The 20,423-nt window shown below is 49.4% G+C and carries 18 protein-coding genes and 1 pseudogene; 3 read left to right on the top strand and 16 right to left on the bottom strand.

Features of this window, described 5'->3' with window-relative positions; genetic code table 11:
- Positions 1 to 557 precede the first annotated feature (557 nt).
- From BVC89_RS08740 to BVC89_RS08675, 14 genes are all read right to left on the bottom strand, one after another.
- On the bottom strand, positions 558 to 2,840 hold the full coding sequence (locus BVC89_RS08740) for a phage tail protein (protein WP_086930824.1): 2,283 nt from the start codon (positions 2,838 to 2,840) through the stop codon (positions 558 to 560).
- Positions 2,840 to 4,789 (bottom strand): putative baseplate assembly protein, encoded by a 1,950-nt coding sequence (locus BVC89_RS08735; RefSeq protein ID WP_086930823.1) that lies wholly within the window; start codon positions 4,787 to 4,789, stop codon positions 2,840 to 2,842. The genes BVC89_RS08740 and BVC89_RS08735 overlap by 1 nt, the downstream gene beginning before the upstream one ends.
- Positions 4,790 to 4,798: 9 nt before the next feature.
- Positions 4,799 to 5,194 carry a GPW/gp25 family protein gene (locus BVC89_RS08730; RefSeq protein WP_216825116.1) on the bottom strand — a complete coding sequence of 132 codons (396 nt, stop codon included), beginning with the start codon at positions 5,192 to 5,194 and terminating at the stop codon, positions 4,799 to 4,801.
- Position 5,195: 1 nt separating this feature from the next.
- On the bottom strand, positions 5,196 to 5,585 hold the full coding sequence (locus BVC89_RS08725; protein ID WP_086930821.1) for a PAAR domain-containing protein: 390 nt from the start codon (positions 5,583 to 5,585) through the stop codon (positions 5,196 to 5,198).
- Between the two features lie 43 nt (positions 5,586 to 5,628).
- The gene (locus BVC89_RS08720) at positions 5,629 to 6,210 is read right to left on the bottom strand and encodes a phage baseplate assembly protein V (RefSeq protein ID WP_086930820.1); all 582 of its coding nucleotides are present in this window, start codon (positions 6,208 to 6,210) and stop codon (positions 5,629 to 5,631) included.
- On the bottom strand, positions 6,207 to 7,319 hold the full coding sequence (locus tag BVC89_RS08715) for a phage late control D family protein (RefSeq protein ID WP_086930819.1): 1,113 nt from the start codon (positions 7,317 to 7,319) through the stop codon (positions 6,207 to 6,209). Before BVC89_RS08715 ends, BVC89_RS08720 begins: the two co-directional genes overlap by 4 nt.
- Before the next feature lies 1 nt (position 7,320).
- Complete coding sequence (locus BVC89_RS08710) at positions 7,321 to 8,058, bottom strand: CIS tube protein (protein ID WP_086930818.1); 738 nt, start codon at positions 8,056 to 8,058, stop codon at positions 7,321 to 7,323.
- 2 nt (positions 8,059 to 8,060) lie between these two features.
- A complete protein-coding gene (locus BVC89_RS08705) occupies positions 8,061 to 8,261 on the bottom strand; it encodes a hypothetical protein (protein WP_086930817.1) in 201 nt (66 codons plus the stop codon).
- A gap of 23 nt (positions 8,262 to 8,284) precedes the next feature.
- Positions 8,285 to 8,725: a phage tail protein gene (locus BVC89_RS08700; RefSeq protein ID WP_086930816.1), complete on the bottom strand. Its 441-nt coding sequence runs from the start codon at positions 8,723 to 8,725 to the stop codon at positions 8,285 to 8,287.
- Entirely contained in the window at positions 8,726 to 10,687 is a 1,962-nt protein-coding gene (locus BVC89_RS08695) for a phage tail sheath C-terminal domain-containing protein (protein WP_086930815.1), read from the bottom strand.
- Between the two features lie 28 nt (positions 10,688 to 10,715).
- Entirely contained in the window at positions 10,716 to 11,153 is a 438-nt protein-coding gene (locus tag BVC89_RS08690) for a phage tail protein (protein WP_086930814.1), read from the bottom strand.
- 76 nt (positions 11,154 to 11,229) lie between these two features.
- Positions 11,230 to 12,789, bottom strand: a complete 1,560-nt coding sequence (locus BVC89_RS08685) for a phage tail sheath family protein (protein ID WP_086930813.1) — start codon at positions 12,787 to 12,789, stop codon at positions 11,230 to 11,232.
- Between the two features lie 29 nt (positions 12,790 to 12,818).
- Entirely contained in the window at positions 12,819 to 13,727 is a 909-nt protein-coding gene (locus BVC89_RS08680; RefSeq protein ID WP_086930812.1) for a carboxypeptidase-like regulatory domain-containing protein, read from the bottom strand.
- Positions 13,724 to 14,338 carry a Pvc16 family protein gene (locus BVC89_RS08675; RefSeq protein ID WP_158657851.1) on the bottom strand — a complete coding sequence of 205 codons (615 nt, stop codon included), beginning with the start codon at positions 14,336 to 14,338 and terminating at the stop codon, positions 13,724 to 13,726. Before BVC89_RS08675 ends, BVC89_RS08680 begins: the two co-directional genes overlap by 4 nt.
- Before the next feature lie 356 nt (positions 14,339 to 14,694).
- Here BVC89_RS08675 and BVC89_RS08670 point away from each other — a divergent pair, with 356 nt between their 5' ends.
- A complete protein-coding gene (locus BVC89_RS08670; protein ID WP_086930810.1) occupies positions 14,695 to 15,159 on the top strand; it encodes a hypothetical protein in 465 nt (154 codons plus the stop codon).
- A gap of 157 nt (positions 15,160 to 15,316) precedes the next feature.
- On the opposite strand, the gene trhP is transcribed toward BVC89_RS08670, so the two are convergent.
- Together trhP and BVC89_RS08660 are read right to left on the bottom strand one after the other, a co-directional pair.
- Complete coding sequence (trhP, locus tag BVC89_RS08665) at positions 15,317 to 16,627, bottom strand: prephenate-dependent tRNA uridine(34) hydroxylase TrhP (RefSeq protein ID WP_086930809.1); 1,311 nt, start codon at positions 16,625 to 16,627, stop codon at positions 15,317 to 15,319.
- A gap of 390 nt (positions 16,628 to 17,017) precedes the next feature.
- Positions 17,018 to 17,124 (bottom strand): annotated as a pseudogene (locus BVC89_RS08660) (transposase); the annotation flags it as partial.
- A 336-nt stretch (positions 17,125 to 17,460) separates the two neighbouring features.
- Here BVC89_RS08660 and BVC89_RS08655 point away from each other — a divergent pair.
- Together BVC89_RS08655 and BVC89_RS08650 are read left to right on the top strand one after the other, a co-directional pair.
- Positions 17,461 to 18,657, top strand: a complete 1,197-nt coding sequence (locus BVC89_RS08655) for a glycosyltransferase (RefSeq protein ID WP_086930808.1) — start codon at positions 17,461 to 17,463, stop codon at positions 18,655 to 18,657.
- Complete coding sequence (locus BVC89_RS08650) at positions 18,642 to 20,402, top strand: asparagine synthase-related protein (RefSeq protein WP_086930807.1); 1,761 nt, start codon at positions 18,642 to 18,644, stop codon at positions 20,400 to 20,402. Before BVC89_RS08655 ends, BVC89_RS08650 begins: the two co-directional genes overlap by 16 nt.
- The last annotated feature ends 21 nt before the right edge of the window (positions 20,403 to 20,423 follow it).

The raw sequence follows: 20,423 nt of genomic DNA, 5'->3' as shown, positions 1-20,423 counted from the left end.
TCCGCTGCTCGGTGTAGCGCAAACAAACCAGCAAACCGTCTTGTGGCCATTGTGCGTATTCTTCTGCCGTGACATGCTCGCTGCTAGCGTCGTCTACGTCCCTTGCTGACTCGTCATCATCATCGTCGTAGTCGTCGTCATCATCCTGCGGCCATGCTGAGCTAGAATTAAAGGCCACGGATGTTCCCGAACCTGGATCACTGTTATCACCGGGGTCAGGGAGATCGTCGAGCGGTATTTCCAAGGCGGTGTCCTTGTGCACAAATATCTCTCGTCCACTGCAGTCCAGGGCAACGCCCGATTTAATCACCACCCAGTTTTCCCGGCAGTCGGCGTTAGGGTGAGGCAATACGCGCAAGCCACAAACAATACCCCAACCATGTAAGAGGCGGTTTTGTAAGCGACTGCGACTGAGAAAATACTCCTGGTCTGCGGCGAAATCCCGGGCGGTCATATATTTACCGGTATAGTAGCGGTTGCGCTCTGTAATCGCGCCATGGCACTGGTCAGTGCAGGGTGATTTCGTTGTGTTATCCACCATCTCGATTCTCCTAAAGTCAAGACAACAAGGTATTCGAGCCGATGTGGACGCCGGGGTTTAACGGCACTCCCCCACCTTGACTCGGATTACCGGCTAATACAGTGTCATATCCCAGTCGGTGCCGGGGTGGCCGGCTGGGAGGTAATTCTTCAGAATTGTCATGCAGACGCGCTGAGGGAATCGCACCAATAATCGTATCGATACCCACGGTAGACTGGACACCTACGCGCAATCGCGGCTCTACTAAGCACAAGTCGTAAGCGCTGTGGGCAGGCTTTTCTGCTTCAATAGCGCGTCGTAAGCAGCGTTCGTCATCCTTGCTCCCAAGCCAGGAAGAAGGCACAAATACTTGAAAGCGGTGGGCGTGGGATTGAAAGACATCCAGCTCGGGATCACCGGTGGACACCAGTCGAACCTCGTCCGCTTTGGCCTGAACATCTAATTGCAAACGACCCACTATCGAAGGACTCCACAAGGTCTGCTGACGATCGATCCTGGCAGGGTTTTGCGCGTTAAAAATAAGGTAATTGCGCTTTCGATAAGCTTCGATAATGGCGGGAAAGCCGCGCTGGGCATCACTGTCTAAACCGGTGATATTTTCAATATAAGCCTGCAGATAACGCTCCAGAGAAGCCTGCGTACCGCGCGCCTCATAGCATTCAGGTGCGGCTTTTAAGAGATTACGTTTTTGTTGCAGATTCCAGCGCCCTTCCATTGGCAAAGCCAACCATTGGGCAAGATAGTCAGCCCAGCCACTGTCGGGAACCGCTGCGGGATCAAGATAGCGGGCAAACTCTTGAGCGTGTTGCTCAATCGCCTCCCACTCCGTTTGAAACAGCGCAAGAAAGCCTTCGGCAAATATTCGCGCTTCGTCGTCATTAGCAAAAACCGCTGGCAAGTATTGGAGGTAGCTGGCACGGGGATAGTGGGCGCGCAGCTGAGTCACCTGCGGGGAGCTGTAACCGTCGCCCGAAAGATCTATCCGTACCCACATATATTGACCTGGCCCACTTTTGACGAGGGTATCGCTCTCGCGGGCCGAACTTTGACAGCCCGGCTGATAACTAGCTTGGGCACTACCAACCAGCACAGTGTGACTTTCCCAGAGATGATCTGGAATTTGCACAACATCCTCAATCCTACGTTGCTCGTTGTCAGCGTAAGTGCGCAGCACAACCCGCGCGCCGCTTGGCAGCTGGCTTAAGGTAAATTCCAAGCGATGCCATTGACAGTTATAGCGCTGACTATCTAGCGCTTCGCTGATCCAGGTGGCCTTGGTCTGGTAGAGCGCAAATCCTAGGGGTTCAGGTTCCTCGGGCAGAGCAAGGGGCTGACCGCTGCGGTCAAATAGCAGGCCACCGGATTGACAACTACCCAATGAGTGATCCTCTGCACTGACATCAGGTATTGACCGGGCACAAGCTTGCGTCAGACTGGGTGCAAGGCAAAAACGAGAGCGGTGATCCAAACGCAGCGCCGGGCTAGGAAAACGATCTAGAATCGGCGCTATATCGTCAACGCTGCCAAGGTATAGCGACCCGCCCTCTTCTAATATCTGATAGATCTGTAATTGGCCTTGCTCGGCATCGAGTAGGTAAATGCGCTTATGGTTATCAATAGCAACCCGACTCCAACGCCCACAGGCATCAGGGTCAACAATAACTTGCTGTAAATCACTGGCACCAGCCAAGTGGCGATAAACCACCCCCTGCGCCTGATCCAAAATAACGGCCATATTGCCGTTGGCCGACACATCGCTGGGGCTCCAAAGTTTGTCATCATCCATTATTGCCGCTTTTTGCCAGACAAAACGCAACGCAAGGCTTGCTAGGGAAAAAACTTGCACCCGCTGATTCGCGGGGTCGACAATGTAAAGGTCATGCCCCGCAATCGCCAGAGCATGAGTACCGGCACCAAATTGCCTGGCATTCTCGCCTTCTCCACCGATACCGAGTATGACATCGAAAGTTTTGCTGCTGGGATTAAAGCGCTTAACCTGCAATGTTTGCTGATCCAGTAGATAGACCAAAGCATCATTGTCTATTGCAAACCCTTGAGGCATAACCAAACCACCAAGGCTGCCATCGGTACTTGTTAGGCTCAGCGCGCCCTGCTTGCTTACGGGCAGACGAATACCTGCCGCGCCAACGCTGGCAGGCACCAGTTCACTCACTTGGCAATCTTGGCTGGGGCTATCGTTGCAGGGCTTATCGTTGCTGAGCCTATCGTTATAAGGCCAGCCGGTGCGCCAGCCGGTTCTGCTATCGAGCAGCCAATAAGTAGGCGTCTGCGGTCTCATCAGCGATCCTCCAGCTCCACTACCGTGATCTGATGGTTGGCGCCGTACACGAGACCATCTGGCGGCAACACCACCACTTCAGTCAAATCATCATGGGGCAAACCATTCACCAGTAGCGCCAAATCCAGCACTGCACGCACACCTTCAACGGCAAGAACGACGCCGAAAAGACTGGTGGGCACAAGATCCAGCCCAAAAGCGCGTGACTGCGGATGCAACTGGGCATCAATAGCCTGTTTTACCGCAAGCTCTACAGCGCCGAAAGCAAGCAATGGATCAGCAGCAACCCGCGCCACAACACTGATCTCAGAAAATTCAGGCCCCTTGACGAAGAGTTCATTGGTGATCAGGCGATAGTTGGACAAATAGCCACAGACATAGCGAATCAAGTCAGCCGAGGGTAACGGGGGCAACTCATCATTCTCTGGCACAATTACCACCGTGATGGCACCGGCAACGTCGACATCAGGATAGTCGAGATGTCTTAGCGGCAGTGCTGTTGCTCGGGAAACACCGCCGGCCAATTTTGCCAGAGCGATAAAATCATCTGCGGTCACAGCGCGATTGCGATTGCGTATGGCCAGCGGTGCCTCGGATTTGAATTCTTCAATATCCTGCTCATCCTTACCTCCCAGCGCCGCCCGTTCATTGGTAATGCTTTGCACGCCACCCAGAGTGGAGAGCGCCAGCGTAATGGTGTCGGCAGCAACATTGCTACTATCTCCTCCGCCATGGCGGTAGCGCTCGGCAATAATTTCTGACCCCGCTACAGGTATTCGTCCTCGTACCCCGTTGCCAAACTCAATTTCACCGGCGCTTGCATTCAAAACAAAATGGGCGTCATCGGGTTCAGACGCGAGAAAGTCCTCGACGCGAGTCCAGTACTCTTGCTCAACCCCTTCGCGATTACTGCGATCGATACGAATAATGAGATCGTCTTGCTGAATAGGCTTGTGGCGAAAACTAAAACGTTGATCCGGGTGGCCTTCACTGGCCCCCAGAATTTCCGATCTGATAGTGCTCAGGGCGGTAGCTCTCACTGTATTAGGGCGAATAAAATCAATTTCGGGCACTGTGCCGGCGGGATAAGTGTCACGATCCAGTCGGCAACGCAGCCACAGGCGGTCCACATCCGTAACTTTACCTTCGTAAGTTCTTGCTAGTTGGGCTGGGCCTTCTAGCACAATGTAACCTTCCCGCGTCATCGCCGCCGTTTCGTCTTTAAAAACCGTCATAGGGCGCCAGCCATTGGGCGGCTCGGGATGGCGATATTCCCAAACTAAGCGCACGGGAGCCGGCGGACGTTGATGCTGTTGTGAACAGCTCTGAGCTTCCCCCGCCTGTGAACTGGCAGGCAAAAAAACCCGCAAACGAATTTGTTGTGGAAAGGCACGCTCACCGGCGGCGGGATTTTGCTCCGGTGGTTCGAAACCGAGATAAAGGGCACTGTTGAGCTGAGGTGCCCAGCCAAAAGGCCGGTAATTTTGCTGGCGAATGCTGTTGGTTTCGGTCACATCGGCAAAGCTCGAGCCGTCGTATACCTGTACATGGGTAAGTGGGTACGGAATCAAATCCATCCCTTCATCAGTCTCAAACACAACCAGCTCGCCGCTATCCTGAGACTGAGCCGCCACTTGACTGCCCTTCAACACCGGGCGCAACTTCGCACCTTTTTGAACAGCAAAGGTGAGATCGGCTTGTGCAGGCTGAGGTGGCCGCAGCTCCATATTAAGCAGCTTGAGAAACTTAATATAGTTGCGATCCGGCAAACGATTCATTTGGTAGAGTGTTTGCTCTGTTAACCAGGCAAATAATTGAACCAAGGTCATGCCCGGATCAGCGTCATTAAAATCGGTCCATTCCGGCGTATAACGAGGAATCCGATCGCGCACTAGATCGCGAATTTCTTGGTAGCTGCGATTGTCCAATACAGGTGCTTTCAAAGGCATAACATTCTCCTAATTCACGCCTTCACTTAAAAAGAAGGGATAGACCAAGTTATAAAAAGCATTATTGGTGCGAAGACGGTAATCGACGCGAATAAGTAAGTGATTTCGCCCTTCAGGTGGAACCTCTACGCGCACCTCTACCACGTCGATCCGAGGCTCCCATTGCACCAAGGCTTCGCGCACTTTTTCTCGCAACAAGCCACGTAGTGATGAGGTGTTGGCCTCGAACGTTAGATCGTGAATACCGCAGCCAAAGCTCGGCAGCATCACTCGCTCTCCTGGCGCGGTAGATAGGATCAACCAAATACTTTGCCGCACTTTATCGTTGCCATCTGCCCACTTGAGTTCTCCGTTACTGTTAGGTTTCAGTGGAAAACTCCAGCCTTTGCCAATAAGACTATTCACCTTATCCTCCAATAAGCACTGTCGAGACCGCGACCACGTTGCCAACTGGCAAATCCTTTGGGTCGTTGCACGTTTCGGCCGTATCGCCATTGCGCGCCGCCGCCTTACCGTTAATAAATACAGTGCCACTGCCCATGATAATTTTGCCCTGATTGGTTGGCGGATTAACGAAGCTCCCCCCCTGAGGAATATGAGCTGGCGTATTATTGGCAATCGAATCAACCGTCGCGGCAGGCAGTCCTTCGATATTGACATCGCTACTTAGCGCGGTATCGATAAGGCCGTTAAAGGGGTGCGGCACCATTACTGCTGGGGCAGTGCCTGGAGGCTGGATCAAATGATTATCCGTTGCCACAATCTGGTCGTTTTGCTTGGCTGCTGGCTGTCCCATAGTTTTTGCTCGTTATTGGTTGTGTTGCCGGTAAATTTAGGCGCTAGTTAATATTGACCGTCGCCCCTTCTATCGTCATGGTGCCTGCGGCTTTCAAATTCATGTCACCGCTAGATTCCACATTGACCTCCGACCCCGAGACACTTACCTTGCCGCTCTCAGCGGTCACCATCACATCACCGCTATCGCAGATGATTTCAATCTTGTCGCCAGAGGTATCGATAATAATTTTGTGCGCCTCATCCTTATCGATGACTTCTACCTTTTCAGCGCCATCGGTATCGTCAAAGCGCAGCACATGGCCACTGCGGGATTTAATGTAGCGCCAGTTGTTATCCACTTGGCTGCCATCGTGGGGAATAGGCGCATCGACGGTGCTCCAGACACTGCCTAAAATAAGCGGCCTGCGGGGGTCACCTTGCTCGAAAGCGACTACCACCTCTTCTCCCACTTCTGGCAGAAATCGTGCCCCACGTTCGGCACCGGCCATAAATGACACCACCCGCGCCCAAAAGCTGGGTTGGTCGCCTAGGTAGGGATATTCCACTTGAATGCGACCAATATCCTCTGGATCTTCCAGCGATGTCACTAGGCCGATAACAATGCCGTTTTGTCCTTTACTCATGACAATTCCTCGCGCCGACATTGGAATTGTGTGGTGTAGCCGGTGTCACCGATGGTGTGTGTGGTGGCGGTGACAAAATAACGTCCACTGAAACGCTGCCCTAGACCAGAAAGTTGCAAGACACTTCCGGCGCGAAGATCCGGCAACCCCACCGTTGAGCCAGAGCCTTTAATCATGTCTTTGGCAATTCTTTCCAGTGTCTCTCGCGCTAGGGTCTGAGCTTCTTCATTGGTGGCGACAGGTTTGTTGGCAATGACTTCTTCACGGTCGGCAAAGGAGCTATCAATTTGTGCCTGTCCCCCTTGTTGACCCACACCTTTAGTAGCAATTTGTGAGCGTGCCACCGTGGCTTCGATTTTTGCTTTGCGCTGCTCGTCCCACCCCCGCACAGTCACTTTGGCCACCTGATTGGCGGTAGAAAGATTGGGTTGAAAGTGAATCAGCGATTTACCGTATTCAAGTTCGTAGGTGGTTCGCTGGATATTGACCGATGGCCCGAAATAGAGCCGCGGCTGGCCGCTAGTTTCCTCTACAAAAAGGTCATAACCAAGGCGGTGAGCACGTTCCATCAAGTAAATAATGTCGTACTGATTATCTTGTAATAAATATTTATAGGTTTCTTCATTGCCTTGCGCGGCACTATCAGTGCGAATGGAAACACCTAGACGACCGGCAATTTGCTTGGCGACTTGACTATCGGTAAGTTCTGTATAGGCGTGGGACTCTTGTTTATTACGAAATTTATGCAAGAGATTTAAACCACTAATCACCAGAGTAGGCTTACCCGTGGCGGGAAAGTTTGGCCGCAGCGATGTAATTTGTCCTTTAATCATGCTGCGCATTTCACCACTGCCGTAATAGCCCATAAGCAGTTCTAATTCATTACCTGGATCAAACAGGCTGGCATCCGCGTATTTGAAATCTCGTGTTTCTGCGTCCCAATTATTAATGGTGATTTCAAAGCTATCGATATCTTTAATACTATCCTTGTAGCTGGCTTTTAAGACGTCGCGCACAATAGGCTGGGCCAGTGTTTGATTGCGCAACTTCACCTCAAATTGTGGTACGTAAAAATCCTGGCCTTGGTGTATAGGCAGAGCAGTGCTCATATTAATCTTCTCCCTGGATACTAAAGACACTCGCCGTAGAGGGGTCTAAAGGAGGAATCAAAATGGTGGCGCCGACCTCAAGTTGACGGGGAGTTCTCAAGGCGGTTTTATTGCCTGGGTAACTTGCAATTAAGCGCCACAACGCCGGGTTGCGATATTCTTCTGCGGCAATACCCGACAGCGTTTCGCCCTCGCGAATAACACGTTGCTTGGTATGGTCGGAGGATTGCGGGTTTAACTCTTTGAGCTGCTCTTCAAGGGTTTTGTATTCGCGAAAGGAAACCGAGCATTTAGCTCGCAGCGGCACGCCTTGGGCATTAAACAAGGTAAATTTTTGCTGCACACTTTCAACAATGGCTTTGAAGGAAATACCATTCCCCCAATAAAAACGTATGCGCGGTTGCGCGTGAATACGCGGCTGTATTTTTACTAGCTGATAAATAGAACGGGTGAGTTTGCGTACGTCGCGAGCGCCGTCTCCCATATCGGCAGCAACCTGTCCGGGTTGTGGCCGGGTGGTATCGAAAAACAACTCCAAACTCAGCTTCTCGTTTTGTCCACGAATGAATTGGAGAATGGGTGAGTCGATGCCAGGAATATTAATTTCTGCAACCTGAGCACCTTTACTGAGGCTATATTCTTGAGGATTAAACTGCACCTCAATACGCGCCGGTAGTCCTATACTGGGGTTAATTGCTTCTTTGTCTAGAATCTCAATGGTTGCTTTTTGCAATGCCATGGCTAGCTCCACCCCGCTTGCAGTGATGGTGTTGCTTCGCTGCGAATAGTGGCGGACTCGTTATGTGCCTGATCGTCCCGTTGTTGTTCGTCTATACGCTGTAGAACCAGTGCGACCAACTTGTCCATTTGTTGTGAACTCAAGGGCAAATCACCTTCTATTGCCGCTATTTCTGTGGTCATTTCTTCGATATGTACCGTCATAGTAAAATTTCCTTTTCCTGCATCTACAAACGCCGTTCCAGACGAAAATAGCTAAGCTCTAGTGTTTCCACTGCGACATTACTTTGGCTGGCATTTAAGTCCGGCCCCTGCCACTTTTGTGGTAAGGCGTCGCTAAATTGCCACACAATTTGCGGGTAGCTACCTGAAGGGTCATAGACCACAATGATGCCGTCTTTTGGTCTCACTTGACCCTGAATCAAGGCCGCGTACCAATCCCATAATTCCCGATCGACAATGCCGCGCTTTAGCACCAAATTACTTTGCTTGGTACGCGTAGGAAATTTGTGGACAAAGAGGTTCTCTCCTCCTTCCATGTACTCTTCAAACTCCGTTTCCAACTGCAGCCCTGAGCATTCGCTAAATCCTGCCAGGGTGATACCATCGAGCAGTACCACAAAACGGAAGCTCAAAAAGGGATCGTTACGTATGCCGAGTAATGCCATTTATCCCTCCTGTAACTCCACACCGGTGCTGGTAAAACCTACGCGAACAAGCACAAACTCTGCTGGCCACGGCAAATTTAATGAAATTTCACACAGCACTTTGCCCTGCTCAATGACGCTAGGCGGATTGGTTTGCGCATCACAGCGCACTTGGAAAGCTTCGTCGGCGCTTGCCCCATCGAGCATACCTGCACGCCAGATGCGATTGAGATAGGCTCGTACACTTAGGTCAATGCGCAGCCATAGGTTTTCAGAGCTCGGTTCAAAGACTAAAGCTTGTGAGAATTCATCAAGGGTTTCGCTGATCATCATGAGTAGGCGCCGCACATTGATAAAACGCAAATTCATATCGCTACTCAATGTACGTGCCCCCTGTATAGAGACGTTGCCCTCACTAAGTTTACGGATGATGTTGACGTGAGCGTCATTGAAATCTCCGTGGGCACGCTCATCCACTTCGTGGATAACCGCCTTAGCATCCAGTAAGCGCCAATTGGCCGGTGCGCGTTGCGGGCCAGACTGCGCATCATTCCTGGCAAATATTCCAGCCAAATGACCGCAGGGGGGAATACTTCGCACTAAGGATTGCAGGCGCAGCGGGTCAGATGATTTTATCCAGGGAAAATAGAGGCCAGCGTAACTGCTATCAAACTGAGCGCGCCACTTTAATACATCGTCGCGACGGGAGATTTGAGCTGGCATATCGAGTAAAGCAAAGCGATCTCTCAAACCTTCACAGTGGGCAACAAGCGCTTGTTGTGCGGTTTGCAGTTGCAACTCATCAAATTGTGGAGGAAATTCTAATCCTACCTCCGCAGTTGGCAATTCTGGTAAAAACTCAGGTTCCAGTATGCTGCAGTTGGGAGTATCAGGTTTAAACGCAGGAGTAAGCTGAGGGACAGGCATTAAATCGGGAATCGCAACGAGGTTAACGGCGTCCACAGAGGCCAGACAATCCAGCCCCAAAGGGCTCGCTTCTGAGCTGTGAGCTGCCCCACTGGTGCCAATCACATGTGCTAGCGTAAGCTCTTGAAGCCCATCGCTGCCGCCACTTAAATGATATGATCCCGTTCGCAGGTTGCGAGCACTGAGACCTGTGGTGGTGACATGATTTTCTGCACGTATTAAGCGCGCATAAAACCAATCCGATCCCGCGCCGGCCGTGTTAATCACCTGTTCCGCCCGCGAAGCTAATTGCAGACCAAACCACGTTTTTTGTACTTTAACATTAGAATCAACACTGGAGATAATCAGCTTAAACAGCCCTCGACCATCCCCTTCCACGACCGCATTTAGCTCTTCATCGTGCCGTGATATCAGCTTTAGAGCATCGTTGCTAGCGTCAGTACTATCGGCCAGAGTAATGGTTTCTCCCGCAGCAACACGATAGCGACCCGACTTTGGCACACGTAAAGCAGTGATATCGCCAGTTGAATGCTCGGGTATTACCTCAATGCGAATAGGGCTTTCTGGATCATTATTGATAACAGCCTCTACTTGCGGCTGCAGATCGAGATTGCGCCAGATTTCCTGTCCACCTAAATTATCCCTTGCAACTATGGAAAATTGCTCGGCGTTATTGCGCAGCAGTCGCAGCCTTAGCTGGTTGGCCCAAATGCCTGGTGAACGAGCCCTCAGCGCGAGCGCCGGCTGCCCGCTGTCATCGTTAATGATAACCTCAGCACATTTGGCAAATTCTGACGCGGCAACTCGCACGATCCAACACGTGCGGCCACCATTACTAAAAAAGCCTTCGACGGCATAAGCCAAATATGCCTGGGGAATATGCTCGCCAAAGGTACTGGTAAACTGTGTCCAACTGTCGACGCGCAACGCCTTATGCAAAGGCCCCTTCGCTGCGATACCCACAAACCCCGCGATGTCCATGCGACGTAGAGGTATAGCAGCCTCGCTTGAATCGTGCCCGTGGAAATAAACTCCCGGCGTGTTGTGCGCAAACATGTGTCAGACTCTCGTTAAAAACCCGTGTTTATTCCAGTACCAGATCTTCTACCGCAATTTCTAAAGTCTCGATGGCGGTTTCATTATTTTTAGCGTTAAAGGTTGGGCCTTCCCATTTACTCGGCCAGCCTTCCCTAAAGTTCCAACGCAATGCTTCCTGGCGCGCCTCATCCAACAGCACAATAGAACCTGACTGTCGCTCGGTTTGCCCATCCATCACTTTTTTTCGCCAATCCCACAGCTCTTTGCTCTGGGTATATCCTCTCTTTAAGGCGATCTGAGTGAATTTTTTCAATCCTGCGAGCTTACGCAGCGTGTTCGTCTCATCGCCATTGCGATATTCAACAATGTCTGTTTCCGTCGTCAGTCCGCTACACTCTGCAAATCCCGCGGTGGTGACACCGTCAATTTCCACTAAAAAATTAAATGCTAAGTAAGGATCGTTGCGATCTCCTGTTTCGGCCATTATCTTGTCCTCTCACTGAAAAATTTATTGCCCCGATTTCACGGGGTGTACGCCAAAATTTATCGGGGCAAATACACTAAGCACCATCTTCCACGGTCTTTTGGCTGATACGGAAAATGACAAATTCTGCGGGTTTCACTGGCGCGACGCCGATGTAGCAGATCAAACGCCCGTTATCGATATCGTCCTGACTCATGGTGGTACGATCACATTTCACAAAGAACGCTTCGTCTTGTGTAGTACCCGCCAGTGCGCCACTGCGCCATATACTGGTTAAAAAGCTGGTGATACTGCGTTTTACTCGCGCCCATGTAGGCTCGTAATTTGGCTCGAAGACCACCCACTGGGTGCCCTCGTCAATAGATTCTTCAATGAAGATAAACAGACGACGCACATTGATGTAACGCCATTGACTATCGCTCGACATCGTTCGCGCGCCCCATACACGAAGGCCTCGACCATCGGCTCTGAAATCGCGAATCGCATTAATACCAAGAGGGTTCAAAATATCGTGCTCCCCTTTGGTAATGTGATATTCCAGCGGACGACGATTACCCGCTAAGTCCGATGTGATAATTCCCCGCACCACTTCATTGGCCGGCGCTTTATGGACACCGCGCTCAATATCGGTACGTGCATAAATTCCCGCTATATGGCCGCCGGGCGGCACTAACACACTGTCGAGTGTGAGGGGGTTAAACACACGCACCCAGGGGTAGTAAAGGGCTGCGTATGAGGTATCTTTATTAACGCTAATCGATGCCACATTACCTTGGCCACTAGGGACTTGCAGCACAGCAAAACGGTCGCGGAGGCGTTCGCACTGATTAATGATTTCATTGCGTACGTTAACTTGATTAGTACTATCTAGCGCAGGATGAACCTCGTCGGGTACGGTTAGAATAGAAATTTCATCGATGGTCTCCAAACCGGCAAGCCCGGTGCGCTGATCGGGAGGCACTGCCGAGTTGCCAACGAAGTCAGTAGACGCCATTGGGATACTGCCGTCGCTGCCATTGGCCAGTGGAGTAAAGCCAATATTGTCCGGAAGAGCTGGATCTAGATCACTGTCTCCCCAACTTAACTCGATGAGCTGCGAAGCGTTATTCACCGTTGTGATCACGAAGCGAGATCCCGCAGGAACTAGCCCGAGATCATCATAATCTTCTTCAACATCTGGCGTTGCAGCTGCTAGGTCGACGGGAATAGTGCGAAAGTAGCGAACACGCAAACGAAAACCTGAACGACTGCCTTTGCTTACGCCAACATAAATATGATTACCCGAGGCACCCGTGCCAATAGCTCTTACAGTTAAGAACTGCCCGGCTCCCCCTGAGCTATCTAAATCGAGAGTTGCAACGGCGGCATCAGACTGTGTTACACGAGCAATAAAGGCACGCTGCCCGCCGTTGTCAAAAAAGCCTTTGACGGCAAAAGGTAAAAAGGATGTGGCGGTGTCTAAAAACCCACCATACCAGCGTTGATAGTCTAGCCAACTGGTCACTAAGCGCGGCGCTGTTGGGCCACGTTCTGTCAGCCCCACAAAACCGGTGGTGCTCGTACTCACACCTTCAATAGGCCTAGATCCAGTGCTAATTTCTTCTACATATACTCCGGGTGATAAGTATTCAGGCATTGTCGGGTCTCCCTTTGCTAGGATACATTTCAGTTAAATCTAAAAGTTGGCACTGCCGTGACTGACCGGGCTTGCACATCAACGCCGAAACGTGTGCGCGTAGTGCCATTCGATAATTCTGCGACGACATCGACTGTCACCGCAGGTTGGGTAAATCCAAAGTAATAAGACCAGCGGCCATCGTGGGCGGAATACGCTTGTCCAGAGAAGCCTTCAACGAAGATACGAGCACCGGCAATGCCGATGCCATCATCATTAAGCACCTGCCCGCGTATTCCTGTTTGTTGCAGCGAATTGGATTGCCTGCTAACAACGGGCACATTGGCTACGTCCACCACATCACCATTGGCAAAGCGATGGCGCACCATCACATCACCACCGCCATCCGCTTCAGGAAACACCAGCACCCACTGGCCGCTCTGATCCGTTAGCGCTGTGTTTGAACGACCGGGAACTTCCACACGCAAGCCTTCAATGCCGCGAGCATCAGCGGCATATGCAGTGCCACGCAACAAAGTCACACCACCGCGGCTAACCGCATCGCTGGAAACAAATGGATAGGTGTGCTTAGGTTCGAGTTCGATGCTTATCGCCCCGCTGGCTGTGGGGAGTTGTATATCTTGCTCGTGCACCTGGTAAAACTGGGAAACAATACGAAGACGATAAATCCCTTCATAATTGTGCTGATAGCTGCGCTCTCCCATATAGTACTTGTTAAAAAACATATAGTAGCCACTGGGGTTGCGAGTGATGGCCAGCTTTCTAGGCTCTGAAAAAGCGGTAAAACTTGCCGCCGTTGTTTGGCCGGTAAGGTAGAAAGCAATATCGCCAAATGGCTGCGGACGGCGACCTTGTGTTCCTTGGTCTCGCTTAAACCGGTCTTCCAGTGCGAATATCGCCGTCGCCGATTTTTGATGGATAAGCCTTAGTTCTGTCACGACTGGGCTCCCGACGCAGCTAACTCATCACCACTTGCGCGCTCAACGATACGCGCAGTCGCCGACACGCGCCCGGAGTCGATATAGCTGACCTGTATTTGGTAGCAAATGGAAAGCCGATAAGGTTCCTGCAAAGCCTCCCAAATACGGGTAAGCTCTTCCAGAGTGAGGCGTTTATAGATAACACGCAGTTCTTCGGCAACATCAATATTAAGATCCCGAAGAACGACAATGGCATTGTCGTGAAATACTTGTAAGATTTTGCCCAAGAGCAGATGATTTTCATCCCTGCCCGACATATTGTTATCCGAGTGACTGGCAAAGGGGGTAATCAGATAACACAGATTCAGTGACAATGGAGTAAAGTTTTGATGATCACCACTTGCCGAACGCGGCATAGGGCTATTTTTCATAAACTCATTTTCGGAAATTTGGTAGAGCCAAAGTGACAGGCGGTTGGAGCTGTTCTGTGCAGTTTCTTTAGGATTAGTGAAGACAATATCCTGCTCACTGGGGACTAATTGCCTCACCTCAGGGTCGACGCTAATTTCCTCCCACAGCACTCGACGCAAAACATCACTTACTGCGGCAACCACTAAGTAACTGCTCAATGTCTCATCCTCCAGTCCTTTTACAACAAGCCCTTAACTTTCATCCTATTGTACTTATAGCGGCACACATGAAATTGACTTAGTTGTAGCAGATAGATAACTATCGAGATTTAAATGAGACTCTCAGCTATCACAAGAAAATAACGGGGAATTTGCTATCGATAAAAAACAAACAAATGAGTTGACCTGAAAAGCTTAGTGCGGTGACAGTCTTAGTAGCATGCTACAAGTTTGTTTAAGTAGGTTTTTCGAACTCATTGAACCTGTTAGAGTTGTGCTTATAATGTTAATCGAAATCACCCTTTGGATAAGTAGGATAAACAGGAATTCCGACTAGTATACGGTTAGGCAGTGCCATGAAAACTCAGCACCTGGATAATGGAAATTTAATTGTTACGCAGGGTTCTAAACCTGTTTTAGTGATTTTCGGAATCGCGGCTTTTCTATTTTTTGCTAAAGGCGCGTTTTTATGGGTGTTTAATGAAGAAATCACTCCGAGGAATACGACATTAGCCGTTTTAATAATTATGCTAACCCTACTGTTTTTCTACAGAGTATGGTCGCTAAACAGTAAATTCAAATTTGACAACATAGAAAAAAGTATTGAATACACTGTCCAATACCCCTTTTTTAATAAAAAAGGCATTATCCCCATAAACCACATTGAAAAAGCTTTAGTAGAAACCGATAGTGATGGTGCATCAAGAATTATAATAAAGTGTGATAATGAAGAAATTCCCATGTCTGCCGCAGTGAAAAGTTTAGGAAAACATAATTTAGTATGCGATGAAATTAATAAATGGCTAGAAAAAAATAACTAACAAAGTTGTCAATCGAACGCTTTTTCCATTCTTCGTTTACAAAGACATTATATTGAATGACCACTTTGTAGATAATAATATGTCATAGCTTGGTTTTTTGCGGCAGTAGTGTAGAAATGTAGAACTACCACGCATTCTTTATATCTAGTAACACCAATTAACAGCTACAGGTGGTTAAATCTTTCGCCGGTATTTCTTTAATAGCGGATGTCTCTTTTATATCCGCTAAAAGCAAAGCGAACTCGGCTGAAATATTTTGCGGCGCTTTAATACGTACCACATGGCCAGACCCCGGTGCCACGGAGATCGCATTACCTTGCAGATCTTCCATCGTTTCCAATATGAAACGACAATCCCCTTCTGGTCGCAATAAGGTTAAGGTATCTCCAACGCTAAATTTATTTTTCACCTCAATCTCTAACATATTTTCTTCGCTTCGTAGAATATCACCAACAAATCGCTGTTTACTTGAGGTAGATGCACCACAGTCATAATTTTGCCTTTGTTGGGGAGGATGACGACGATAAAATCCTTCGGTATAACCTCGATTAGAAAGTCCATCTAAAGCCTCTAGCAAATTATTATCGAAAGTTTTTCCCGCCTGTGCATTCACTATGGCCTGGTGATAAATTTGTGTTGTTCTTGCGGTATAAAAGTAGGATTTTGTACGCCCTTCAATTTTCAATGAGTCGATACCGATCTCCAATAACTTTTGTACATGTTCGATAGCACGCAAATCTTTTGAGTTCATAATATAAGTGCCGTGCTCATCTTCGTACATTGGCATCAACTCATCGGGACGATTCGCCTCTTCAATCAGCACCACATCACCGCTCACATCTTGTTGAGCTGTATGTGTTTTGTATTGCCAACGACAAGCATTAGTACAGGCGCCTTGATTAGCATCGCGATGATTAAAATAACCAGAAAGTAAACAACGACCTGAAAAAGCAATGCACAATGCGCCATGTACAAATACTTCCAGCTCCATATCTGGACATTCTTGTCGGATCGTCTCTATTTCCTTAAGGGATAATTCACGAGAAAGAATAATTCTTGTAAGCCCAATAGATTGCCAAAACTTCACTGCAGCAGAATTCAGTGTGTTGGCTTGCACGGAAAGATGAATGGGCAAATCCGGCCAACGTTCTCTCACCAGCATAATTAAACCTGGATCTGACATAATAAGTGCGTCTGGAGAACATGCAATAATAGGTTCGATATCGCGTAAATAGGTTTTAACTTTATTGTCGTGAGGAAGAAGATTACTGGCTAGAAAAAACTTTTTACCGCGAGCGTGAGCATAGTCAATACCCGTTTTAATATTCTCTAGTGAAAATTCATTATTTCTTACCCGCAAACTGTAACGAGGTTGCCCGGCATACACCGCGTCAGCACCGTAAGCAAATGCGTAACGCAGGGATTGCAATGTGCCTGCAGGGGCAAGTAATTCAGGAGATTTTTCCATAGATTAAGTATTCACCAAAAAATAGTAATAAGCTTGTGCTTCACCAATATTTCACTCAGCGCAAGGAACTTGTGACAGAAGCTAAGTCATTGGTGGAATATTGGTGTAGAAGCAATAAGGAGCCATGGAAGAGCATTATATTTAAGACGCAAAACCCTCTATATAGATTGAGATCAAATAATAGTGCTGTTCTGCCCTACTTTTATTCGTGCAAGAAAAGATTGAAAAACATAAGTGTATTTTGGAAGAGCAAATAGTTTCAGTAAATCAAACGCAGAGACTGTTTGGGCAAGTGTATCGAACAACGCAACGATCTGTTCCGTTTAACGTTGTTCTGTTTAAGATTTTAGAAGATTTTTCTAAAAATAAAGAAATGGTGCCCGCAGGTGGGGAACCACTGGATATGCCCAGATTACGGCATATGTCCTCTACCTTGGCCCCAGCCTCATGCTCTTTGATGGCCTTGATAATCTTTTTTCGGTGTAGCGTTTCTTCATTGTGAGCCCCACATCCCGTTAGGATAATTGGAAATCTCATCGAGGTCATGGTTTTAATTTCCGGGGAAAGGTCACAACCTCAAATCCTACACTGTCAGCTTTCATATTGGCCGGTGAAGCAACTTACATCCAGCGAACCATCTGCCAAAGACTTTACCGCTAAACCGAACAAAATGGAGCAATTTGGGTCGGCCCAACGGCGAAACGAAAGTTGTACCTTGGACAGTAAACAGGTGAGGGAATTTCGGGTAAGATACTGCGCTTATTGGGCAAAAAGGTGGTTTATATTTCCTATACCCTACTTATACCTCAAATATTTTCAGGCGTGGAAAAAATATGACGAGACCCTTGCGTATCTGTATGGCAATGCTGGCCACCAGTGGTGGTTCTTCAATTGTGGCTCAGGAATTAGGGCGGGGATTAATGCCCGACTCCAAGCTGCATCGCCTTAAAGGTGAGCAGGGGTTTGAAGTGCGCTATTGTCATTTGCGCGCCGATCAGCTTCAACAAAATCATTTTTTGGTGGACGATGGACCCGCTGCTAAAACCAGTAAGCTGCTAGATATTCCCCAAAGTCTTAGTGGGGGCATGGATGCGGTGAGCGAGCTGCTGCGCATTTATGATTGCTGGCCTTTTGACATCCTGCATCTACACAATGTACAGGTGTTCGGCCTTGCTGCACAAATGCTGAAAACTCTGCGAGGCGTGCCCTACATTGTGACCTGCCATGGCTCAGATTTATTAAATCCTCACCTGTTTGATCGAAATAAAGAAGTAGTAGCCAGTGTGCTCTACTCTGCCAATGCGGTGACCTGTGTTTCCCATTACTTGGCAAATGTACTTCGACGCGAGTTGCCCGAACTGCCAGCCGCTAGGGTGATTAACAATTTTATCGGCGCCGACTGGTGCAAACCCACTTATCGCTGCCAGCCCCAAGCCCAGCGCTTTCTCCATATTTCTTCCATGCGCGCGGTTAAGCGCCCGGAGCTGTTGCTCGAAGCCTTTGGCCAATTGCAGCAACAGTTACCTGAAGCGCAACTGGTAATTGTGAGTACTGCTGAAGGTGTAAAACGCACACAAGCACTGCTACAACAGGGCTGGCACAGTGGCCGGGGGTTGGACATTATCGACAGTGGCTGTCAGCCCCAACAGTTGGCCAGTGAATATGCCCGCGCCCAGGCGATGGTATTAACCAGTCAGTTTGAAGGCTTTGGCCTGGTGGTGTTGGAAGCCTTGCAGCATCGTTTGCCAGTAGTTGCTCCAAAGGTGGGGGCCCTGCCCGAAGTATTGGGGCAGGACTGGCCTTATCTGGTGGCGGAACAGGATCGTCCACTTCTGGTTGAAAACCTTGCCAAGGGGATGGCAAAGGTGGCTGAAGGCCCCAATGAACATCTGCAAGTGCGTATGCAAGAGATTTTGGCCCGTTACTCGGGCAGTCAGCAAATTGCCGAATATGCGGCGCTCTATCGTCAGGTATTCGCAACTTCAAATCCGCATTTATCCAAGCGGCCATTACTATGTCATCATTTTTAATTTGTCTTGGCCCTCAAGCGCAAGCGCGTTTATCCCATTTACTTAAGCATTTACCCGCACTGTCGGCAGACATCAATCGTCAGCCAACTTCGGCCTCTACGCCACGCTATCATCAATATCACAATGAGCAGCTGGCCATTGCCTTAAGTGGCGGCAACAGCGGCATAACTCAGACTGACAATGTGGTATTGGCTTTGGAAGGCTATTTAACCCACCGTCAGGAGCGTGGCGAAGCTCTGCGCAAAGCGCTGATTGTCGAGTATTTAAAACAGGGCGAAAGCTGTGTGAAAAACTGGCGTGGCTCCTTTCGTCTTGTCATCTCTCATGGGGGGGTAACACGCATCTTCAGCGATCAAGTGGCGAGTCGGCCACTGTTTTTTCATTATCATGCACAGCAGGCCTGCTACAGTTCTCATGCCGCGCCAGTGCTTGCGACAATAAATAAACCTACGCTGGATGGAGCGAACCTACTGCAATTTCTTTACGCCGGTCGCTTTTTTGCCGGCGCTTCACCATTTAAAGAATTAAGGCAAATGGCAGCTGGTAGTGGTCATCGAATAAATACTGCGGCAAATTTACCTGTCCGTGACGGCGAAAGGGCCCATTATTGCCCAGAAAAATTTATATGGTACAAATACCACCTGCAAAATCAGCCCCTGCAAGCGCAGGACGTGCTGCCAGAACTCAAAGCCAGACTCGACCGTGTTATTCTCAGCCACTGGCAGCGTGCCGATAACCCGAGTTTAATTTTAAGTGGGGGCTACGATTCACGTTATTTGCTTAATACGCTGGCTGAGCATTTGTCAGAGCAAGAGCTGAAACCTCTGTTAACTTTTTTGTGGGGGGAGCGCAGCTCAGACCCCAACACCGATGCCGCCTGGGCTGAGCGCGAAGCCGCTCGGGTTGGTGTGGCCTTTGAATTCTTTCCCGGCCGGCAGTCACTTGCAACACTTTTTGACAGCATGTTTGCGGCGCAGTCAGGCATGAGCGCGCAGATTTTTACTCACGGTGACGAACGTGCCTGTTGTCAAATACTGGCTGAGCGCGGTTTTGCCTCTTACTTTCGTGGCGATGAGTGTTTTGGTCCCAACGGTGCAGAAGTTCAAAATCGCGAGCAGGCGCTGGCGCGTGTGGGTTTAGGCCGCTTGCAAAGCGATGCAGTGAGTTTGCAGCAGGGCTTTAAGGCCGATATTGATATGTGGCAGGCGGAGCACGCCGAGTATATCGAAAAGCTCTCGCAAATGGCTGACGAGCCCAACGATCTGCGCGATTTATTGTACTGTCGTGAACGCCTACCCTCGTTTAATGTTCATTTGAGTGCTCATCGCCGGCCCTTTGCAGAAACCTTCAATCCTTTTCTGGATCCCGATATTCTCGATTTTGTGTGCCAGTTACCACGCCATTTGCGTACCGACAAGCGTATTTTTCGCCAGTGTTTTTTACACTACTACCCCACCGAGGGCTTTGCTACAACTGACAATGGTTTTAACTGGCATCGACTCTGGCAGCAAGCCGAGCTTGGGGCTTTTATAAGGGAAAAGCTCGCCGCCTTGCCTACTCCTTTTAATGGTGGCTACTGGCGGGCACTTGGCCGTCTGTTAACCTCAAACGATGGGAGTGTGGCAATTAACCCGGCCGAGCGTGTCCGCAGCTTGCAGATACTGGTTCGTGTTGTGGTGTTGGGCCAGTGGTTAAATTTGGCTGCAGACATCGGTCAGAGCGCTTATCAAGTGTATCAACATTAAAACCGGAGTAATGGTAAAGAG

Source organism: Agarilytica rhodophyticola (assembly GCF_002157225.2).
In the GTDB taxonomy this organism is placed as follows: Bacteria; Pseudomonadota; Gammaproteobacteria; order Pseudomonadales; family Cellvibrionaceae; genus Agarilytica; species Agarilytica rhodophyticola.
This window is presented reverse-complemented; position numbering and strand designations above follow the sequence as displayed.

What these genes read in the sequence shown, in the direction of transcription:
- BVC89_RS08715 (WP_086930819.1), bottom strand. Translation starts at nt 7,319, where the DNA reads ATGAGCACTGCTCTGCCTATACACCAAGGCCAGGATTTTTACGTACCA.
- BVC89_RS08720 (WP_086930820.1), bottom strand. Translation starts at nt 6,210, where the DNA reads ATGAGTAAAGGACAAAACGGCATTGTTATCGGCCTAGTGACATCGCTG.
- BVC89_RS08725 (WP_086930821.1), bottom strand. Translation starts at nt 5,585, where the DNA reads ATGGGACAGCCAGCAGCCAAGCAAAACGACCAGATTGTGGCAACGGAT.
- BVC89_RS08690 (WP_086930814.1), bottom strand. Translation starts at nt 11,153, where the DNA reads ATGGCCGAAACAGGAGATCGCAACGATCCTTACTTAGCATTTAATTTT.
- BVC89_RS08740 (WP_086930824.1), bottom strand. Translation starts at nt 2,840, where the DNA reads ATGAGACCGCAGACGCCTACTTATTGGCTGCTCGATAGCAGAACCGGC.
- BVC89_RS08710 (WP_086930818.1), bottom strand. Translation starts at nt 8,058, where the DNA reads ATGGCATTGCAAAAAGCAACCATTGAGATTCTAGACAAAGAAGCAATT.
- BVC89_RS08695 (WP_086930815.1), bottom strand. Translation starts at nt 10,687, where the DNA reads ATGTTTGCGCACAACACGCCGGGAGTTTATTTCCACGGGCACGATTCA.
- BVC89_RS08650 (WP_086930807.1), top strand. Translation starts at nt 18,642, where the DNA reads ATGTCATCATTTTTAATTTGTCTTGGCCCTCAAGCGCAAGCGCGTTTA.
- BVC89_RS08670 (WP_086930810.1), top strand. Translation starts at nt 14,695, where the DNA reads ATGAAAACTCAGCACCTGGATAATGGAAATTTAATTGTTACGCAGGGT.
- BVC89_RS08735 (WP_086930823.1), bottom strand. Translation starts at nt 4,789, where the DNA reads ATGCCTTTGAAAGCACCTGTATTGGACAATCGCAGCTACCAAGAAATT.
- BVC89_RS08700 (WP_086930816.1), bottom strand. Translation starts at nt 8,725, where the DNA reads ATGGCATTACTCGGCATACGTAACGATCCCTTTTTGAGCTTCCGTTTT.
- trhP (WP_086930809.1), bottom strand. Translation starts at nt 16,627, where the DNA reads ATGGAAAAATCTCCTGAATTACTTGCCCCTGCAGGCACATTGCAATCC.
- BVC89_RS08655 (WP_086930808.1), top strand. Translation starts at nt 17,461, where the DNA reads ATGACGAGACCCTTGCGTATCTGTATGGCAATGCTGGCCACCAGTGGT.
- BVC89_RS08685 (WP_086930813.1), bottom strand. Translation starts at nt 12,789, where the DNA reads ATGCCTGAATACTTATCACCCGGAGTATATGTAGAAGAAATTAGCACT.
- BVC89_RS08705 (WP_086930817.1), bottom strand. Translation starts at nt 8,261, where the DNA reads ATGACGGTACATATCGAAGAAATGACCACAGAAATAGCGGCAATAGAA.